At 70.0% G+C, this 17,913-nt stretch carries 17 protein-coding genes; 7 read left to right on the top strand and 10 right to left on the bottom strand.

Going from position 1 to position 17,913, the window contains the following annotated elements; all coding sequences use genetic code 11:
- Positions 1-800: 800 nt before the first annotated feature.
- From AB0B48_RS23540 to rpmH, 8 genes are all read right to left on the bottom strand, one after another.
- Complete coding sequence (locus AB0B48_RS23540) at positions 801-1,817, bottom strand: ParB/RepB/Spo0J family partition protein (protein ID WP_357204857.1); 1,017 nt, start codon at positions 1,815-1,817, stop codon at positions 801-803.
- 27 nt (positions 1,818-1,844) lie between these two features.
- On the bottom strand, positions 1,845-3,170 hold the full coding sequence (locus AB0B48_RS23535; protein ID WP_357204854.1) for an AAA family ATPase: 1,326 nt from the start codon (positions 3,168-3,170) through the stop codon (positions 1,845-1,847).
- Positions 3,171-3,426: 256 nt separating this feature from the next.
- Positions 3,427-4,281, bottom strand: coding sequence for a 16S rRNA (guanine(527)-N(7))-methyltransferase RsmG (rsmG, locus tag AB0B48_RS23530; RefSeq protein WP_357204851.1), 855 nt, complete (start codon positions 4,279-4,281; stop codon positions 3,427-3,429).
- Positions 4,282-4,285: 4 nt separating this feature from the next.
- Positions 4,286-4,903 (bottom strand): R3H domain-containing nucleic acid-binding protein, encoded by a 618-nt coding sequence (locus AB0B48_RS23525; RefSeq protein WP_357204848.1) that lies wholly within the window; start codon positions 4,901-4,903, stop codon positions 4,286-4,288.
- Positions 4,904-5,115: 212 nt separating this feature from the next.
- Positions 5,116-6,105 (bottom strand): membrane protein insertase YidC, encoded by a 990-nt coding sequence (gene yidC, locus AB0B48_RS23520; protein ID WP_357204865.1) that lies wholly within the window; start codon positions 6,103-6,105, stop codon positions 5,116-5,118.
- 2 nt (positions 6,106-6,107) lie between these two features.
- Positions 6,108-6,404, bottom strand: coding sequence for a membrane protein insertion efficiency factor YidD (gene yidD, locus AB0B48_RS23515; protein ID WP_355004553.1), 297 nt, complete (start codon positions 6,402-6,404; stop codon positions 6,108-6,110).
- Positions 6,401-6,817, bottom strand: coding sequence for a ribonuclease P protein component (gene rnpA, locus AB0B48_RS23510; protein ID WP_357204844.1), 417 nt, complete (start codon positions 6,815-6,817; stop codon positions 6,401-6,403). The genes yidD and rnpA overlap by 4 nt, the downstream gene beginning before the upstream one ends.
- 34 nt (positions 6,818-6,851) lie before the next feature.
- Positions 6,852-6,989 (bottom strand): 50S ribosomal protein L34, encoded by a 138-nt coding sequence (gene rpmH / locus AB0B48_RS23505; protein ID WP_007453904.1) that lies wholly within the window; start codon positions 6,987-6,989, stop codon positions 6,852-6,854.
- A gap of 626 nt (positions 6,990-7,615) precedes the next feature.
- Here rpmH and dnaA point away from each other — a divergent pair.
- The 5 genes from dnaA (at position 7,616) to AB0B48_RS23480 (ending at position 14,020) form a co-directional block, all read left to right on the top strand.
- The gene (dnaA, locus tag AB0B48_RS23500) at positions 7,616-9,445 is read left to right on the top strand and encodes a chromosomal replication initiator protein DnaA (protein WP_357204863.1); all 1,830 of its coding nucleotides are present in this window, start codon (positions 7,616-7,618) and stop codon (positions 9,443-9,445) included.
- Positions 9,446-10,222: 777 nt separating this feature from the next.
- Positions 10,223-11,356, top strand: a complete 1,134-nt coding sequence (gene dnaN / locus AB0B48_RS23495) for a DNA polymerase III subunit beta (protein ID WP_210782097.1) — start codon at positions 10,223-10,225, stop codon at positions 11,354-11,356.
- Between the two features lie 40 nt (positions 11,357-11,396).
- On the top strand, positions 11,397-12,269 hold the full coding sequence (gene gnd / locus AB0B48_RS23490) for a phosphogluconate dehydrogenase (NAD(+)-dependent, decarboxylating) (RefSeq protein WP_357204841.1): 873 nt from the start codon (positions 11,397-11,399) through the stop codon (positions 12,267-12,269).
- Between the two features lie 16 nt (positions 12,270-12,285).
- The gene (recF, locus tag AB0B48_RS23485) at positions 12,286-13,419 is read left to right on the top strand and encodes a DNA replication/repair protein RecF (RefSeq protein ID WP_112583934.1); all 1,134 of its coding nucleotides are present in this window, start codon (positions 12,286-12,288) and stop codon (positions 13,417-13,419) included.
- Positions 13,409-14,020 (top strand): DciA family protein, encoded by a 612-nt coding sequence (locus tag AB0B48_RS23480; RefSeq protein ID WP_357204837.1) that lies wholly within the window; start codon positions 13,409-13,411, stop codon positions 14,018-14,020. The genes recF and AB0B48_RS23480 overlap by 11 nt, the downstream gene beginning before the upstream one ends.
- Before the next feature lie 10 nt (positions 14,021-14,030).
- Here the strand turns inward: AB0B48_RS23480 and AB0B48_RS23475 are convergent, their stop codons facing one another.
- Positions 14,031-14,258, bottom strand: coding sequence for a hypothetical protein (locus tag AB0B48_RS23475; RefSeq protein ID WP_357204834.1), 228 nt, complete (start codon positions 14,256-14,258; stop codon positions 14,031-14,033).
- Positions 14,259-14,383: 125 nt separating this feature from the next.
- Between AB0B48_RS23475 and AB0B48_RS23470 the strand changes: the two genes are divergently transcribed.
- Positions 14,384-14,872 carry a MarR family transcriptional regulator gene (locus AB0B48_RS23470; RefSeq protein ID WP_357204831.1) on the top strand — a complete coding sequence of 163 codons (489 nt, stop codon included), beginning with the start codon at positions 14,384-14,386 and terminating at the stop codon, positions 14,870-14,872.
- On the opposite strand, the gene AB0B48_RS23465 is transcribed toward AB0B48_RS23470, so the two are convergent.
- The gene (locus AB0B48_RS23465; protein ID WP_357204828.1) at positions 14,857-15,411 is read right to left on the bottom strand and encodes a hypothetical protein; all 555 of its coding nucleotides are present in this window, start codon (positions 15,409-15,411) and stop codon (positions 14,857-14,859) included. The two genes, AB0B48_RS23470 and AB0B48_RS23465, sit on opposite strands and share 16 nt — an antisense overlap.
- A gap of 522 nt (positions 15,412-15,933) precedes the next feature.
- On the opposite strand from AB0B48_RS23465, the gene gyrB reads away from it, so the two are divergent.
- Positions 15,934-17,880, top strand: coding sequence for a DNA topoisomerase (ATP-hydrolyzing) subunit B (gyrB, locus tag AB0B48_RS23460; protein ID WP_357204860.1), 1,947 nt, complete (start codon positions 15,934-15,936; stop codon positions 17,878-17,880).
- Positions 17,881-17,913: the final 33 nt, after the last annotated feature.

The following is a 17,913-nucleotide window of genomic DNA, read 5'->3' as shown; positions in this document are numbered from 1 at the left end:
GCCTAGCGGTGTCGCCGTGTCGCGGCCTAGCGGTGTCGCCGTGTCGCGGCCTAGCGGTGTCGCCGTGTCGCGGCCTAGCGGTGTCGCCGTGTCGCGGCCTAGCGGTGTCGCCGTGTCGCCGTCTAGCGATCTATGCGGTCTAGCGGTCTTCGCGGTGTCGCGGCGTGGCGGTCTCACCGACCAGCGCCCGGCGGCCCAGCGGTCGCTGTGAGGAGGCTGCTCCGGAGGACCCAACAACGATCGTGGGCCTCGGCCCCCCACCGATAGCCACGGAGACCTCGTTTCGCGCCACTCAGCGGCTCGCTGGCGCCTTGATCGGCGCTAGGGGCAGTCGCGGTCGAGTGGACCTTCCCGAGGGCTTCTGCGAGGCGTGTAGGGCTTCCCCCACGCCGCACTCGCCCAGTCGCCTCCGCCAGTCGCGAGCCACGCGCCCCGCCGCCAGTCGCGCCACCGCGCTCGCCCGTCGCTGCGTCTGCTCCGCCACCAGCCGCTCGCGACACCAGGCCTGTCGCCCACCGCCGCGCGCACCGCCTATCGGCGCCCTCACCGCTCGCTGATTGCTTTCGAACCTTCCGGCCAGCGCGACCAACCGGACCCCTCCGGCCCCGCCCCGTCAACTTCTCCTGCGGCAAGCGCGGGACCCCTGGTTGGCTGAGCGAGCCGAGGATGACGACGGTCCACGCTCATGCCAATCTCAGAATCAGGTCCGATGCCTGTTTCACGTGAAACAGGCATCGACGCCGGGATGCAGAACGGCCGCGCTCCCGGTGGGGTGGCGCGGCCGTAGGCGAGCGGGTGGGTCAGTCCTCCCCGCTCTCCTCCTGTTGCACTCCGATGATCCCGACGATCCGCTCAAGGTCGTCCACGGTCGCGAACTCGATCGTGATCTTGCCCTTGCTCCGGCCGATGTCCACCTTCACGCGGGTGTCGAACCGGTCGGACAGCCGATCGGCGAGATCGGTCAGGGCCGGCGCGTGCGCCTTGGGTCGCCGCTTCGCGGCCTGGCCCTTCGCCGGCCCGTCGTTGAGCGTCAAGGCCACGATCTCCTCGGTCGCCCGAACCGACAGCCCTTCGGCCACGATCCGCAGAGCAAGCTGTTCCTGCGCCTCCGCCTCGTCGAGGCTCAGCAGGGCGCGGGCGTGCCCCGCCGACAGGATGCCGGCGGCCACCCGGCGCTGCACCTGTGCGGGCAGGTTCAGCAGTCGGATCGTGTTGGAGATCTGCGGGCGACTCCGGCCGATCCGGCGGGCCAACTCCTCGTGGGTGGCCCCGAACTCCTCCAGCAGTTGCTGGTAGGCGGCGGCCTCCTCCAGCGGGTTCAGGTTGGCCCGGTGGATGTTCTCCAGCAGGGCGTCGCGAAGCATCGCGTCGTCACGGGTGTCCCTGACGATCGCCGGGATGCTCTCCCGCCCCACCGCCTGGGCGGCCCGCCAGCGCCGCTCGCCCATCACCAGTTCGTACTTCTCGTCGTCGAGTTGCCGAACGACGATGGGCTGGAGGAAGCCGACCTCCTGAATCGAGGTCTTCAGCTCCTCCAACGCCTCCTCATCGAAGACCTGGCGGGGCTGCTTCGGGTTGGGCATGATCGCGTCGACCGGGATCTCGGCGAATCGAGCACCGGGCACCGGGCTCAGCACGGGCTCCGGCTCGCGGATCGGCGCGCCAACGGGCACAGCGGCGGCGGCTTCGGTGCTGCCGTTGTCCAGGTGCTCGTTCTCCGGCTCGGCCGTCACGGTGCCAGCGGCACCCGGCGCGGGCCCGGTCGGGATCAGCGCCCCCAGGCCCTTACCCAGACCGCCCCGAGGACGGTTCTTCATGCGACGCCTCCCAGCGACTCGTCCGCACTACGCATTCCGGCCCACCGGCTCCTTGACGCCCCGCTCGGCGATCTCCTGGGCGGCCTCGAAGTAACTCGTGGCGCCCCGCGAACCGGGATCGTAGGTCATCACCGACTGGCCGTAGCTCGGCGCCTCGGAGACCCGGACGTTGCGGGGAATGACCGCCTGGAGAACCTTGTCGCCGAAGTGGTTCCGGACGTCCTGCTCGACGGCGTCGGCCAAACGGGTGCGCCGGTCGTACATGGTCAGCAGGATGGTGGAGACATCGAGCTTCGGGTTGAGGTGCTGGCGTACCAGGTTGATGTTGTTGATCAGCTGGTTGAGCCCCTCCAGCGCGTAGTACTCGCACTGGATCGGGATCAGCACCTCCTGCGCGGCAACCAGCGCGTTGACAGTGAGCAGGCCGAGCGAGGGCGGGCAGTCGATGAAGACGTAGTCGAACTCGCCCGGGTAGGCGGCGATCGCCCGGTCCAGACGCGACTCCCGGGCCACCACCGACACCAACTCGATCTCCGCGCCCGCCAGGTCGATGGTCGCGGGTACGCACCAGAGGTTGGGGATGCCCTCGACCGCCTGCGCCACCTCGGCCAGCGGCACGCTGTTGATCAGGCAGTCGTACACGTCGGGGATTCCGGTGTGGTGTGGGACGTTGAGCCCGGTCGAGGCGTTGCCCTGCGGGTCGAGGTCGACCACGAGCACCCGGTTGCCGTGCAGGGCGAGCGCCACCGCAAGGTTGACGGTGGTGGTGGTCTTACCCACGCCACCCTTCTGGTTGGCGACGCACATGACCCGGGTCCGGTCCGGCCGAGGCATTGTCACCTCGCCACTGGGATTCAGGATCTGCACGGCGCGCATCGCCTCCATAGCCAACGGTGGGTCATCCTCTTCGCGCGTCGGGGTTTCACGTGAAACGTACGTGGGGTCGGTCGCCACGGCGGCCAACGACTCGGTCGAAGCGACCGGGGCGTCGGCGACCACCGGCCCGGCGTCCCGAACGGCCGCCGCAGTGGGTTGGTGTGGGACGGCCGGCTCGAAGCGAACCGCTGCCGCGGTGTTGCGGCGACCTGAGGTCGACCGCACCTCGGCGGCGTTGACGGGTCGACCCGACGCCTCCGGCGGCCGGCGACCACTCGCCGGATCCGGAATGGTCGAGCCCTCCGGCCGCCCGGCGCCCGAGGGCGGGTCGAGCGCGGCCGGCGGATCGCCGTCGGTAGGTCGGGTAGATGGCCCGGTCGCGCCGGGCGACCAGCTCGGGTAGTCGGTTTCACGTGAAACGGGATCGCTGGGCGACCCGGTCACGCGTGGATCGTCGTACCTGCCGTCGTCATGCACCTGTCATCCCTGCCCGCTTCGGATGGTCGGTCCGCGCCCCGGTCAACTTGGCCGCATCCTCGCCCGCAACCCGGGGCGTACGGCCCGCGGGAGCGGTCGGAGACCCGCGACGTCCGTCACCCGCTCCACACTATCGACGCGCGGTCAGCCTACGGCGGACGGGCGCGGCCGGTCCACGTCGGGTTCTCATCCCCTCGTCCATCCGTACCGGTACAACGAGGCAACCCACCGGCCGGAAGCCCGATGGCGCGAAGTGTCAACCTCGGCGGGAGCGTCCACTCCGGGCGCGCTTCCTGGCCGCCGGTCGGGCCGGGCCGACCATCCGCTCGCGCACGATCTCCACGACCGTGGTGGGCGGATCGATCACGCCGACGCCGCAGAGCTGCACGGCCGGCTCCCCGCCGCCGAGTCGCGCCACCACCTCGGCGTGCTCCTCGATCTCGGTGGCGGCCGACGAGCCCTTGAGCGCCAGCAGCCGACCACCGCGAACCGCCAGGGGAAGGCTCCAGCCCGCGAGCCGATCCAGGGGCGCGACCGCGCGCGCGGTCACCACGTCTCCGCTGATCGGCTCCCGGCCGCTCGACCCGCTGGCCGCCTCGTCGGCCCGACCACGGAACACCCGCACCGACTTGGCCAACCCGAGTCGCTCGACGACCTCGATCAGGAACGACGTCCGCCGGGCCAGCGGCTCGATCAGGGTGACAGTCAGGTCGGGGCGGGCGATGGCCAGGACGAGACCCGGCAGACCGGCGCCGGAGCCGACGTCGAGCACCGTCGCGCCGGCCGGGATCCGCTCCGCGACCGCGGCGCAGTTGAGCAGGTGCCGGTCCCAGATCCGGGGTGCCTCCCGGGGGCCGATCAGGCCGCGGACCACCCCGTCGGTGGCCAGCAGTTCGGCGTACGCGGCAGCCAGGTCGAGACGGTCACCGAAGAGCGTCAGCGCGGCCGGGGCCAACTCGGGCGGCAACGCCGCGTCGGCTGGGGACGGGGCGGTGTCGCGCCCTGCCGAGTCGGCATCTGCGTCGCCTGTGGCGGGGTGGACAGCGGACGGCCCGGGCGGCGTGCCGCCCGGGCCGGACACGGCATCGGCCGTGTTGTCGTCGTGGGTCACCCGGTCAGTCCGCGGGCCGTACGACGATGCGCCGGTTCGGCTCGACACCCTCGGACTCGCTCGCCACGCCGGACATGGCGTTGACGACGTCGTGCACGCACTTGCGCTCGAACGCGGACATCGCGTCCAGGCGCACCGGCTCGCCGTACTCCTTGACCTTCTCGACGGCGTTCTTGGCGACCGCGGCGAGTTCCTTACGGCGGTTCGCCCGGTAGCCACCGACGTCGAGCAGCAGACGGCTCGGCGTACCGGTCTGCCGGAAGACGGCAAGGCGGGTCAGTTCCTGGAGCGCCTCCAGGGTGGCGCCGCGCTGACCGACCAGATTCTGCAGCCGCTCGCCGACCACCTCGACCATCGGACGGCCGGCGGCGACCAGCTCGTCGATGTCGCCGTCGTAGTCGAGGATGTCAAGCAGGCCCTCGACGTAGTCGGCGGCGATCTCGCTCTGCCGGAACAGGTCGCCCTCGCCCACAGCCTTCTTCACCCGGGTGCCGGCGGCGGTGTCGGTGTCGTCGTCCGCCTCGGTGTCGTCGGCTTCGGTGTCGTCACCGTCTACCGCGATCGTGGCGGTCTCCTCCTCGTCCACTGACTGCTCGGCGCGGGGGATGCTGGTCTCGGTCACGGTCTCATCTCCGTACTCGCTCGGCCGGACCGTCGGGTCCGACTGGTTTCCCGGGGCCGGCTGGAGGTTGCCGGTGCCCACAGGCACGTCTGTACGGGCAGTGTCGCCCGTGGCCGCGCGGTGCGCGGTCGGTTCCGCCCGGCGCCGGCCGTACGGCGGCTGCGCGGTGCGAAACGGGCCGCCGCCGGATCGCCGGCGACGGCCCTCGCTGGTCAGCCCTGCCGCTTGGCGGGGCGGCTCTTCTTCGGGTTGTTCACCGGCTTGGCGCCCGGCTTCGGCCCGGCAACCTTGGGCGCGGTCGCCTTGACGGGCGCCGGCGGGGTGGCCTTTCCGCGACCGAACAGGCCACCGGACTTGGCGGGCTGCACCGGGTTACGGCTGGCGGCGGGCGCGACGGCCTTCTTGGCGGTCACCGGCGGCGGGAACTTCCGCAGCACCCACTGCTGCTGGCCCAGGGTGAAGAGGTTGTTGGTGACCCAGTAGATGATGACGCCGATCGGGAAGATCGCGCCGGAGATCAGCAGCGACGCGGGGATGCCGTAGAGCATCAGTCGCTGGATCATCCGCTGCTGCGGGTCCTCGGCCCAGCCGGTCTTGAGGATCATCTGACGGCTGGTCAGGTAGGTGGTGGCGATCATGACCAGGACCAGGACACCAGCAATGATCTTCACGGTGCTGCCGTTGGCGCCTAGGCTGGCCAGTTCGTCGGCCGTCGAGCCGAACTTGCCGGCGATCGGGGCGGTGAAGAGCTTCGCCTGCGAGGCGCTCTGGAACTGGTCGGCGGTCCAGCCGTAGAGGGTCTTGTTCTGCTTGTCCGGGTCGAGCCGGCGCAGCACGTGGAAGAGGCCCAGGAAGACCGGGATCTGAAGGAACATCGGAAGGCAACCCATCAGCGGGTTGGCCTTCTCCTTCTTGTAGAGCTCCATCATTTCTTTCTGGAGCGTCTCCCGGTCACCCTTGTGCTTCTCCTGAAGCTCCTTGACCTTGGGCTGGAGCGCCTGCATCGCCCGCTGGGACTTGATCTGCTTGACGAAGACCGGGAACAGGATCACCCGGACGGTGACCACCAGGAAGATGATGGCCAGGATCCAGGCGAAGTTGGTGCCGATCACCGCACCGACGGGCACCCCGATGGCGTCCCAGGCAGAGTGCCAGGTCAGCAGGATCCACGAAATCGCGTAGTAGATCCAGTCGAGACTCAGACTCAATTCGGGGCTCCAGTCACATCAGCACGGCGGCGGCCGCCCGGCTCTGGCACCGGGTCATGTCCACCAGGGTGAAAGGGGTGGCAGCGCAACAACCGCCGGGCCGCCAGCACGGCTCCCCGGAGCGCGCCGTGCCGAACGACCGCCTCCTGGGCGTACGCACTGCACGACGGGTAGAACCGACAGCGAGCCGGCAGTGCCGGACTTATCCACCGACGGTACGCGATGATGGGCGCGATCAGCACCTTGGCACCGGTTGTCGACGGCCGTGGGCTGCTCTGCTCGGTGCCGCTCATCGGGCCCGCCGTTCGCGCGGCGACCGGGCGACCGCGATGGCGGCGTCCAGGTCGGTGGCGAGCCGAGGGTACGACGCCTGCGCGGCGGCGGGGAGCGCCCGGACGACAAGGGTGCTGCCGGCGGGCAGGTCGGTCAGCCGTTCCCGGACCAGCGCCCGCAGTCGGCGCCGGACCCGGTTACGGGTCACCGCGTTGCCGACCGCCTTGGACACGACGAAGCCGGCACGGGACGGCACGGACGACTGCTCCGCACTGTTGTCCCGTACCGGCTCCGGCAAGGTCGGTGTGCTGGGGTCGACGGTCACCGGCACGCTCAGGTGGACCACGACGGCGCCACGTCCGGCGCGCCGGCCACCGCGAACCGCTGCGGCGAAGTCAGTGCTGCGCCGCAGTCGCTGTGCGGCGGCCAGCACGACTGCCCACGTCCCCTGGACCGGCCCGGTCGGCTCAGGCCGACAGGGTGGTGCGACCCTTGGCGCGACGGCTCGACAGGATGGCACGGCCGGCACGGGTGCGCATGCGCAGCCGGAAGCCGTGGGTCTTCGCGCGCCGGCGGTTGTTCGGCTGGTAGGTGCGCTTGCTCACGTCAGGCTCTCCGTTTTCGTACGCGCCCCGCGCGACGGGATCGCCGGGGTCGTGTGGTGGTCCAGGCCACCTCGACGGTGGCCCACGATCGGTGCTGTCCGGCGGAGCGAGACCTCGGCGATGCGGGGATGCGACCGCGGACAGCAAGCACCCATCACCCTAGCAGAGGGCGAGAAAGCAGCCATTCCAGCCTACGCAGGGGTGCAATGACCGTCAAACACCCCGAGCAGGGGGACAACGGGACGCGCCCGAGGCCGAAGGGCGGTTTTCACTGATGCCGACAAGGCCGTCGCCGCGTCGCCGGTTGATGGCGCAGGGACAACGCTGTTACCGTGCCCGATTGCGGTGAGCGTCGGAAGCTCCGGTCGTCGCGCAGGCAAGACCGGACATGGCAGTGAATCGTTCGGCACGGTGAACCCGCTTCAGCGCCCGTTCAGGCAGGGGCAGGTCCCACCCGCGTCCGGCGGCGGCCACAATCGGTCGGTACACAGGCTGTGGATAACTTGTGGATGACCACCGGTCGACCGTCCGGGTGGGTGTTGTTCCACCCGCGAACGCGGCGGGCCCGGGACGGCCGGCTGGCAGACAGCGGCGGCCGGGAGCAGAAGCGAGGGGGTGGCACGACGGTGGCCGGTACGACCGACCTTGCCGCGGTGTGGTTAGCGGCGACCGACGAGCTCGCCGACGAGATCATCTCCGCCCAGCAGCGTGCCTATCTCCGACTGACCCGGCTGCGAGCGATAGTCGAGGACACCGCACTGCTCTCCGTTCCGGACGCGTTCACCCGCGACGTGATCGAGTCACGGCTGCGCCCGGCGATCACCGAGGCGCTCACCCGCCGGCTCGGCCGACCGATCCAGGTCGCGGTCACCGTTCGGGTGGCCGAGGACGCCACCGGCCGACCGGCCGGCACCGTCTACCGCAGCGCCCCGGAGACCGGGCAGCTCGACATCGACGGCCCGGGTGTCGCGCCGTTCGACGACGACCAGGGCGCTCGACCCTCGGCCGACGCGATGATCCCTGAGCAGTCGCCAGCGCCGCGTCACCCCGATCCGGGTCCGCTGCCCGCGCCGGCTGGTCCGCCGCTCGCGCCCCCGGTGGAGGGGCATCGCGCGGGGTTGATTCCCGCCAGCAGGGACGGGCAGGAGGCGCTGTTCAGCGCCTCCTTCGCGGAGCCCCTGCGGCCCTCCCGGCCGGGTCCGGACCGGCGCGGTTACGACGAGCAGGCCGCCCGACTGGACCCGTCCGGCCCCGACACCCGGCCCTACGATCCCCGCTACCGGGACGACTCGGCGTCACCGCGCGACCAGCACGTGATCCGTTCGCTCCCCCGGGACAGCGGGACGGACAGCGGCCCGGGTCGCAGCGCGGTGGACCATCGGCCCGGTGGCCGGGACGACCGCCGGCTGCCCGGCGCCGACACCGGCGGCAACCGGCTCAACCCGAAGTACATGTTTGAGACGTTCGTCATCGGCTCGTCCAACCGCTTCGCCCACGCGGCGAGCGTGGCGGTGGCGGAGTCGCCGGCCAAGGCGTACAACCCGCTGTTCATCTACGGGCACTCCGGGTTGGGCAAGACGCACCTGTTGCACGCGATCGGGCACTACGCCACGACGCTCGGCAACGCCCGCTCGGTCCGGTACGTGTCGACCGAGGAATTCACCAACGACTTCATCAACTCGCTCCGGGACGACAAGACCAGCGCGTTCCAACGGCGCTACCGCGACGTCGACATCCTGTTGATCGACGACATCCAGTTCCTGGAGAACCGCGAGCGCACCCAGGAGGAGTTCTTCCACACCTTCAACACCCTGCACAACGCCAACAAGCAGATCGTGATCACCTCTGACCGGTCGCCGCGCCAGCTCGCGACCCTTGAGGACCGGATGCGAACCCGGTTCGAGTGGGGGTTGCTGGCCGACATCCAGCCGCCGGATCTGGAGACCCGGATCGCGATCCTGCAGAAGAAGGCGGCGCAGGAGCGGATGTACGCCCCGCCGGACGTGTTGGAGTTCATCGCCTCCCGAGTGTCGAACTCGATCCGGGAGCTGGAGGGCGCGCTGATCCGGGTGACCGCGTTCGCCAGCCTGACCCGGTCGACAGTCGAGCTGTCGCTGGCCGAGGAGGTGCTTCGGGACTTCATGCCCGACGGCGCCGGTCCGGAGATCAACGCTGACCAGATCATGGCCTCGACCGCTGACTACTTCGGGGTGAGCCTGGAGGATCTGCGCGGCCAGTCCAGGTCCCGGGTGCTGGTCAACGCCCGCCAGGTGGCCATGTACCTGTGTCGGGAGTTGACCGAGCTGTCGCTGCCCCGGATCGGGCAGGCGTTCGGTGGCCGGGACCACACCACCGTGATGCACGCCGACCGGAAGATTCGTCAGCAGATGGCGGAGCGCCGCTCGCTCTACAACCAGATCGCCGAGCTGACCAACCGCATCAAACAGAACAGCTGAGGCGTACGACCGCCCGCACGGCGGCGCACAGCCGCAGGACACGCCCGACCGGATCTCCGGTCGGGCGTTCTTTTTGGGTCAGTCAGCTGGACTCTCGACATGGTGCAGACCACAGCATTGAGGCCGTGACCGCCTCGATCCCCACTCGTTGTCCACAGCTCGTTGTCCACCGTCGGTGGATAACTACGGACCGTCCCTCGCCAGTTACCCACAGGCTGTGGAGAAACCCTGTGGACGAGGTTGTGGACGCCTGGGGACGACGGTCAGGTTATCCACCGATCATCATCAACCTGTGTACGAGCTGTTGAAGGTTCTGGGGATGACGGCAATGGTGATCTTCCCCGCGATCCACAGGCTTGGGGAGAAAGTCGGTGGATTACCGGTGGACAACCGGTGGACAACGGTGGACAACCGGCCGTCGTCGCCGGGCTGTGGACACACAAGCCGGTTGTACCCCGGGTTCTCCACAGCTAAATCACCGGTGGATAACCCGTCTGACCTGCGCAGACCTCGGTTTTCCACAGTTTGCACAGGTGCGATGAAGACGATGAGTTATCTCTTCTAAGAGAACAAAAACCAATCATCACCGTTGGGCTTTCTGTGGATCGGGCCGAACGCTGTCGGATCAGCCGGTCAGCATCGACACGATCCATGGGGTCGGGCGCACAGCCGATGTCCCCGCGCCCTAAGGTGCGATGGGTACCCGCACGGTCGGGCGGGACGGTAGGCAGCGGTCGGCATGAGAGAGTTGTCGCTGACGTCGACGCGGAGGCATTGATGAAGTTCCGAGTGGAGCGCGACGCGCTCGCCGAGGCTGTGGCGTGGACCGCGAAGAGCCTGCCCAACCGGCCATCCGTACCGGTGCTCGCCGGGGTGATGCTCCGCGTCACCGACGGCAACCTGCGGGTCTCCGGGTTCGACTACGAGGTCTCCAGCCAGGTGACCGTCGAGGTGCAGGGCGACGCCGATGGTGCCGCGCTCGTCTCCGGCCGCCTGCTCGCCGAGATCACCAAGGCGTTGCCGGCCAAGCCGGTCGACATCGCCGCGGTCGGCGCGCATCTCGAGTTGGTCTGTGGCAGCGCCCGGTTCACGCTGCCCACCATGCCGGTGGAGGACTACCCCGCGCTGCCCGAGATGCCGCAGAGCGCCGGCACTGTCGACGCCGCGGCGTTCGCCACCGCGGTGGCCCAGGTGGCCATCGCCGCCGGTCGTGACGAGACGCTGCCGATGATGACCGGCGTCCGCGTGGAGTTGTCGGGCGACACCCTGTCGATGCTCGCCACCGACCGTTACCGGTTGGCGCTGCGCGAGATCCAGTGGCGGCCGGACGACCCCGAGGTGAGCATCAACGCCCTGGTGCCCGCCCGCACCCTGAACGACACCGCCAAGGCCCTCGGCCCGCTGGGCGGCGAGGTCACCCTCGCCCTCGCCCAGGGCGCTGCGGGCGAGGGCATGGTCGGCCTCGCCGGCGGCACCCGACGTACCACCAGCCGGCTGCTCGACGGCGCCAACTACCCGCCGGTGCGGTCACTCTTCCCGGCCACCCACAACGCCGCGGCGCGGGTGCCGGTCAGCACGCTGATCGAGGTGGTCAAGCGGGTCGCGCTGGTCGCCGAACGGACCACCCCGGTGCTGCTCAGCTTCAGCGCCGACGGCCTGGTGGTCGAGGCCGGCGGTTCCGAGGAGGCACGGGCCAGCGAGGCGATGGAGGCGACCTTCACCGGTGAACCGCTGACCATCGGCTTCAACCCGCAGTACCTCATCGACGGTCTGGCAAACCTGGGCGCTCAGACGGCCGTGCTCTCGTTCGTCGACGCCTTCAAACCCGCGGTGATCTCACCCGCTGGCGAGGATGGCGAGGTCATTCCGGGGTACCGGTACCTCATCATGCCGATCCGCGTCTCGCGCTGATCGCGCCCAGCAACACCCAGATCCACGGAGGTAGAAACACATGCAGCTCGGCCTGGTAGGACTCGGCCGTATGGGCGGCAACATGCGGGAGCGGTTGCGTTCGGCCGGGCACGAGGTGGTCGGCTTCGACCACAACGCGCAGATCAGCGACGTCACGACCATCGCGGGCCTCGCAGAGAAGCTTGAGTCGCCGCGCGCGGTCTGGGTCATGGTGCCCGCCGGTGTCACCGACGCCACCATCGACGAGCTCGCCGAGGTGCTCGGCGAGGGCGACATCATCATCGACGGCGGCAACTCGCGCTTCAGCGACGACGCGCCCCGCGCGGAGCGACTCAACCAGCGGGGCATCGGCTACATGGACGTCGGGGTCTCCGGCGGCATCTGGGGCCGGCAGAACGGCTACGGGCTGATGGTCGGCGGTGCCCAGGAGCACGTGGACCGCCTGATGCCGATCTTCAACGCGCTCAAGCCGGAGGGTGAGTTCGGCTTCGTGCACGCCGGCCCCGTCGGTGCCGGGCACTACTCGAAGATGGTGCACAACGGCATCGAGTACGGCCTGATGCACGCCTACGCCGAGGGCTACGAGCTGATGGCCGCCTCGGAGCTGGTGACCAACGTGCCGGGCGTCATCAAGTCCTGGCGGGAGGGCACCGTCGTCCGTTCCTGGCTGCTCGACCTGCTCGACCGGGCGCTCGACGAGGATCCGGAGCTGGCCGATCTGAGCGGCTACACGGAGGACACCGGCGAGGGCCGGTGGACCGTCGACGAGGCGGTCCGGCTGGCGGTGCCGCTGAACGTCATCACCGCTTCGCTCTTCGCCCGGTTCGCCTCGCGGCAGGACGACTCACCCGCCATGAAGGCCGTCTCCGCGCTGCGTCAGCAGTTCGGTGGCCACGCCGTCCACAAGCGCTGAGCGGTATCCACAACCTGTGTACGTTCACCGGCTGGAACTGGTCGACTTCCGCTCGTACGAGCGGGTGGCCGTCGACCTCCAGCCGGGAGCGAACGTCCTGATCGGGGCCAACGGTGTCGGCAAGACCAACCTCGTCGAGGCGCTGGGCTACGTGGCGACCCTGGACTCGCACCGGGTCGCCACCGACGCGCCCCTGGTCCGGATGGGCGCCACGTCCGCAGTGATCCGCTGCGCTGTGGTTCACGACGGCCGCGAACTCCTGGTCGAGCTGGAGATCGTGCCCGGCAAGGCCAACCGGGCGCGACTGGGCCGGTCACCGGCGCGGCGGGCACGGGACGTGCTCGGTGCGCTCCGGCTGGTGCTCTTCGCTCCGGAAGATCTTGAGCTGGTCCGGGGCGATCCGGCTGAGCGCCGCCGCTACCTTGACGACCTGCTGGTCAACCGGCAGCCCCGGTTCGCGGGCGTGCGGGCCGACTACGAGCGGGTCGTCAAGCAGCGCAACGCCCTGCTGCGCACGGCGTACCTGGCCCGCAAGACCGGTGGCTCCCGCGGTGGTGATCTCGGCACCCTCGCGGTCTGGGACACCCACCTGGCCCAGCACGGGGCGGAGCTGCTCGCCGGCCGCCTGGAGCTGGTGGCCGCGCTCACCCCGCACGTTGCCAAGGCGTACGACGCGGTGGCCGCCGGTCGGGGTGCGGCGAGCATCACGTACCGGCCCTCGATCGAGCTGGCCGAGCCGACCACCGATCGGGCCGCGCTGGCCGAGGCGCTGACGGCGGCCCTGGCCGCGTCCCGCTCCGCCGAGATCGAGCGGGGCACCACCCTGGTCGGCCCACACCGCGACGAGTTGGCGCTGAGCCTCGGCCCACTGCCCGCCAAGGGGTACGCCAGCCACGGCGAGTCGTGGTCGTTCGCTCTCGCGTTGCGGTTGGCGGGGTACGACCTGTTGCGCGCCGACGGCATCGAGCCGGTGCTGGTGCTCGACGACGTCTTCGCGGAGTTGGACACCGGCCGCCGGGAGCGGTTGGCGGAGCTGGTCGGCGGGGCGAGTCAGCTGCTGGTCACCTGCGCCGTGGACGACGATGTGCCGGCCGCCCTGCGCGGCACCCGCTACCAGGTCGGCGAAGGGACGGTACGCCGTGTCGGATGAGTCAGGCAGCAAACGGCCAGCGGCCGGCGACGGCCCTGCTGCGCGTACCCCGAAGGCGGCACAGGGTTCGCCGGGCGGTGAGCCGGCGGCGGCCGCCAGCGGGCCGGAGCTGGCCCGGGCGGTGCTCGACGCGGCGCTGTCCCGACGGCAGGCGGCGGCCCGCGCCCGGCGTACCCCCGGCGGCGGCGACGCTGCCGGCGGCTCGGGGCGGCGGTTGCGCGGCTACTCCGGCCCCGGGCCCGACCCGCGCGATCCGCAGCCGCTCAGCGCCGTGCTCAACCGGCTGGTGAAGGCGCGTGGCTGGCAGCAGCCGGCCGCCGAGGCCACCGTGTTCGGCGCCTGGGAGCGGGTCGTCGGCGCGGAGGTCGCGCAGAACAGTCGCCCGGTGAAGTTGGAGAACGGCGAGCTGACGGTGGAGGCGCGTTCGACCGCCTGGGCCACTCAGCTGCGGCTGCTCGCCGGCTCGCTGCTCAAGCAGATCGCCAGCGAGGTCGGGCACAACGTGGTGCGCAAGCTGCACATTCACGGCCCGGCCGCGCCGTCGTGGGGAAAGGGGCCGCGTCGGGTACGCGGCCGGGGCCCGCGCGACACCTACGGCTGAGCCTCGCCGGTCAGCCTCGCCGGTCGGCCTCGCGTGCTGCCCGCTTGCGTTCCCGCTGTTCCCGGGTGAAGCGCTTGCGCTCGGCCAGGTCACGTTTCCACGCTTCGCGGGCCTCGGCCGAGCCGCCCTGCACCGCGCCCTGCACGCCCTCGGCCGGGCCGGCGAGGTGCCGGAAGGCCCACCGCATCAGTCGGCCGCCCTCGCCCGGGGTCCTGGTGACCGCGCCGTCCTCGCTCATCTGCCGCCCTCTTCCGCGCGTCGCCTCGCCGGTGCTCGCCCGTCGCACGAGCAGACCTTTGGGGCACCAATGATTGGTGTACCAATGATCGGTACGATAGTCACCGTGCGCAGGGAGGGCAACCGATGAGCGAACGGCCGGGCAGCGGCGACCCGCTGGCCCTGGAGCAGCAGGTCTGCTTCGCCCTCTCGGTCGCCGCGCGCAGCGTGGTGGCCGTCTACCGGCCGCTGCTGGAGCCGATGGGGCTGACCCATCCGCAGTACCTGGTGATGTTGGCGCTCTGGCAGCACGCGCCACTGTCCGGTCGTGACCTCAGTCGCCTGCTCCAGCTCGACCCGGGCACGCTGTCACCCCTGCTCAAGCGGCTGGAGACGGCAGGCTACCTACGCCGGGAACGCGACCCGAGCGACGAGCGCAGCCTCGCCGTCACCCTCACCGCCAGCGGTGCCGCGCTGCGGAGTCAGGCTGAGCTGATCCCGGCCGCGATCGTGCAGCGGCTCGGGCTGCCCGTCGAGGACCTGCAACATCTGCACGCCGTGCTCACGCAGGTGATCTCGGCAGCCAACCGGCCGGCCGCCTCGGAATCTGACGCGGCGGCTCAGGCGTCGGCGTAGACGGCGAACCCGCGCTCGGCGCAGCGCCGGTAGAACGCCGCCAGCACGCCCAGCTCGGCGCAGGTGAAGTTCCACTGCGGCGGGTCACCGCTCTCGTCGCGCAGCGCGTCGAGCCGGCTCTCCAGCCAACGCAACTGCTGCTCGGCCAACCGACCGTCGCCGAGCAGGGAGCGCAACACGGTGCTCACCGACTCGAAGGTGACCGCTTCGCCGGTCGGACGGTGCGCGGCCACGAACCGTTCGATGCCGCCCGCGATCCAGGAGCACCCGTCCGGGTCGATCACCGGGTCCTCGTCCTCGGCGGCGGCGTCTGTGGCGTACAACACACCTTCGAGGCCGAGAAGCAGATCCACCAACTCGGTGTACGCGGTCGCCCGGACGGTGCCGGTCTTCGCGATCAGCTCGGCCAGGGCCGCGGTCGGCGCGGAGATGCGCGGCAGGTCGACGATCTCGCCGAAGTCGACGAACTCGGCCGGCGCGACCGGATCGTAGAAGCGGCCGGTCCGCGGCCAGTGCACCGCGACGTTGTCCAGCCCCATCTGTCACCTCTTAAAGAGCACGTGTCGGGTCGATCGGGTCGATCGTCCCGGTTCCAACCGGTAAAGATCAAGGCCGGTTCCGGGGCGCCGCAAACGTACGGCACCGACGCTTCGGCCGCGACCCCCGACCCGCCCGACCGCGGGTCAACCCGTCCTGGGGCGGCGCGTGCGATGGGGGTCAGCCGTGTGGGGGGAGTCGTGGGCGGCAGGGTTCTGCCGGCTATGGACTTCTCAGCCGCCTCGCTGAGGGTGCCGAGTGGTGGTTCTGTCCCCCGCGCACAGTAGGATTGACAGCGAGACGAAGACCCGGTGCGGGAGTGCGACGGGGCCGGTGGGCCCCAGATTCATTCTCCACGTCGGGTCGAGCCGATCGCGATCCGCGGGCAACCGCGGCGACCGGCGCGTTCGACCCGCTGTCCGGAGTTCTTCGGCACAGGTCTGCGCGCCGACGTCGCGTCCTGTCCGCCGAACCCGCGCCCGACGCGCCCTACCGGCGTGGCTGACGCGAGAAAGTGGCCGAGGGTGGCAGCGCAGGACAAGCAGGAGTACGGCGCAGAGTCGATCACCGTTCTCGAGGGGCTGGAGGCCGTTCGCAAGCGGCCCGGTATGTACATCGGGTCCACCGGCGAGCGCGGTCTGCACCACCTCGTGTGGGAGGTCGTCGACAATGCGGTCGACGAGGCGATGGCCGGCTACTGCGACACCATCGACGTGGTGCTGCTCGCCGACGGCGGCGTCCGGGTCACCGACAACGGCCGTGGTTTCCCGGTCGACCTCCACCCGAAGCTCAAGAAGCCGGGTGTCGAGGTCGCGCTGACCGTGCTGCACGCGGGTGGCAAGTTCGACGGCAAGGCGTACGCGGTCTCCGGTGGTCTGCACGGCGTCGGCGTTTCCGTGGTGAACGCGCTGTCGACGAAGATGGCCGTGGTGATCCACAAGTCCGGCTTCGTCTGGCGGCAGCAGTACACCAACTCCAAGCCCAGCCAGCTGGAAAAGGGCGAGACCACCGACAGCACCGGCTCGGCCGTCTCCTTCTGGCCCGACCCGGACGTCTTCGAGACGATCGACTTCGACTTCCAGACCATCTACCGACGCCTGCAGGAGATGGCCTTCCTCAACCGGGGCATCACCATCCACCTGCTCGACGAGCGGGTCCCGGAGGAGGAGGAGGGCAAGACCCGCGAGGTCACCTTCCGCTACGACGGCGGTATCGCCGACTTCGTCCGGCACCTCAACGCCTCCAAGAACCCGATGCACAAGACGGTGGTCGAGTTCGAGGCCGAAGAGGAGGGCATGTCCCTCGAGATCGCCATGCAGTGGAACGAGTCGTACGGCGAGTCGGTCTACACCTTCGCCAACAACATCAACACGCACGAGGGCGGCACCCACGAGGAGGGCTTCCGGTCGGCGCTGACCAGCGTCGTCAACCGGTACGGCACCGACAAGAAGCTGCTCAAGGGCGACGAGAAGCTCTCCGGCGAGGACATCCGCGAGGGCTTGGCCGCGATCATCTCGGTCAAGCTGACCAACCCGCAGTTCGAGGGCCAGACCAAGACGAAGCTGGGCAACACCCCGGTGAAGAGCTTCGTGCAGCGGGTCTGCAACGACCGGCTTGTCGACTGGTTCGACCGCAACCCGGCCGAGGCCAAGACGATCATCCAGAAGGCGTCCCAGGCGGCCCGGGCGCGGATCGCCGCGCAGCAGGCGCGCAAGTTGGCCCGACGCAAGTCGCTGCTGGAGTCCGGCTCGATGCCGGGCAAGCTGGCCGACTGCCAGTCGACCGACCCCCGCGAGTCCGAGGTGTTCATCGTCGAGGGTGACTCGGCCGGCGGCTCGGCCAAGCAGGGCCGCGACCCGCGGACCCAGGCGATCCTGCCGATCCGCGGCAAGATCCTCAACGTGGAGAAGGCCCGGATCGACCGGGTGCTGAAGAACAACGAGGTCCAGGCGCTGATCACCGCGCTGGGCACCGGCATCCACGACGACTTCGACATGGAGAAGCTGCGGTACCACAAGGTGGTGCTGATGGCCGACGCGGACGTCGACGGCCAGCACATCCAGACGCTGCTGCTCACCCTGCTGTTCCGCTTCATGCGTCCGCTTGTCGAGATGGGGCACGTCTACCTGGCCGCCCCGCCGCTCTACAAGATCAAGTGGAACAAGAAGGGCGACGACGCCCAGTACGCGTACTCCGACCGCGAGCGGGACGGTCTGATCGCGCTGCGCCAGCAGAAGAAGCCAAATGCGAAGCCGGACGACATCCAGCGCTTCAAGGGCCTCGGCGAGATGAACTATCCCGAGCTGTGGGAAACCACGATGAACCCCGCGACGCGTACCCTGCGTCAGGTCACTCTCGACGACGCGGCGACCGCCGACGAGTTGTTCAGTGTGTTGATGGGTGAGGACGTCGAGGCGCGCCGGTCGTTCATCCAGCGCAATGCCAAGGACGTGCGGTTCCTGGATATCTGACGGGCTGCGCCGGATCGGCCGGGCCGCGGGCCG

Origin of the sequence: Micromonospora sp. NPDC049089 (assembly GCF_040648775.1) — a bacterium.
Classification (GTDB): domain Bacteria; phylum Actinomycetota; class Actinomycetes; order Mycobacteriales; family Micromonosporaceae; genus Micromonospora.
The sequence above is the reverse complement of the archived record's forward strand: the minus strand, read 5'-3'. Positions and strand labels throughout refer to the sequence as shown.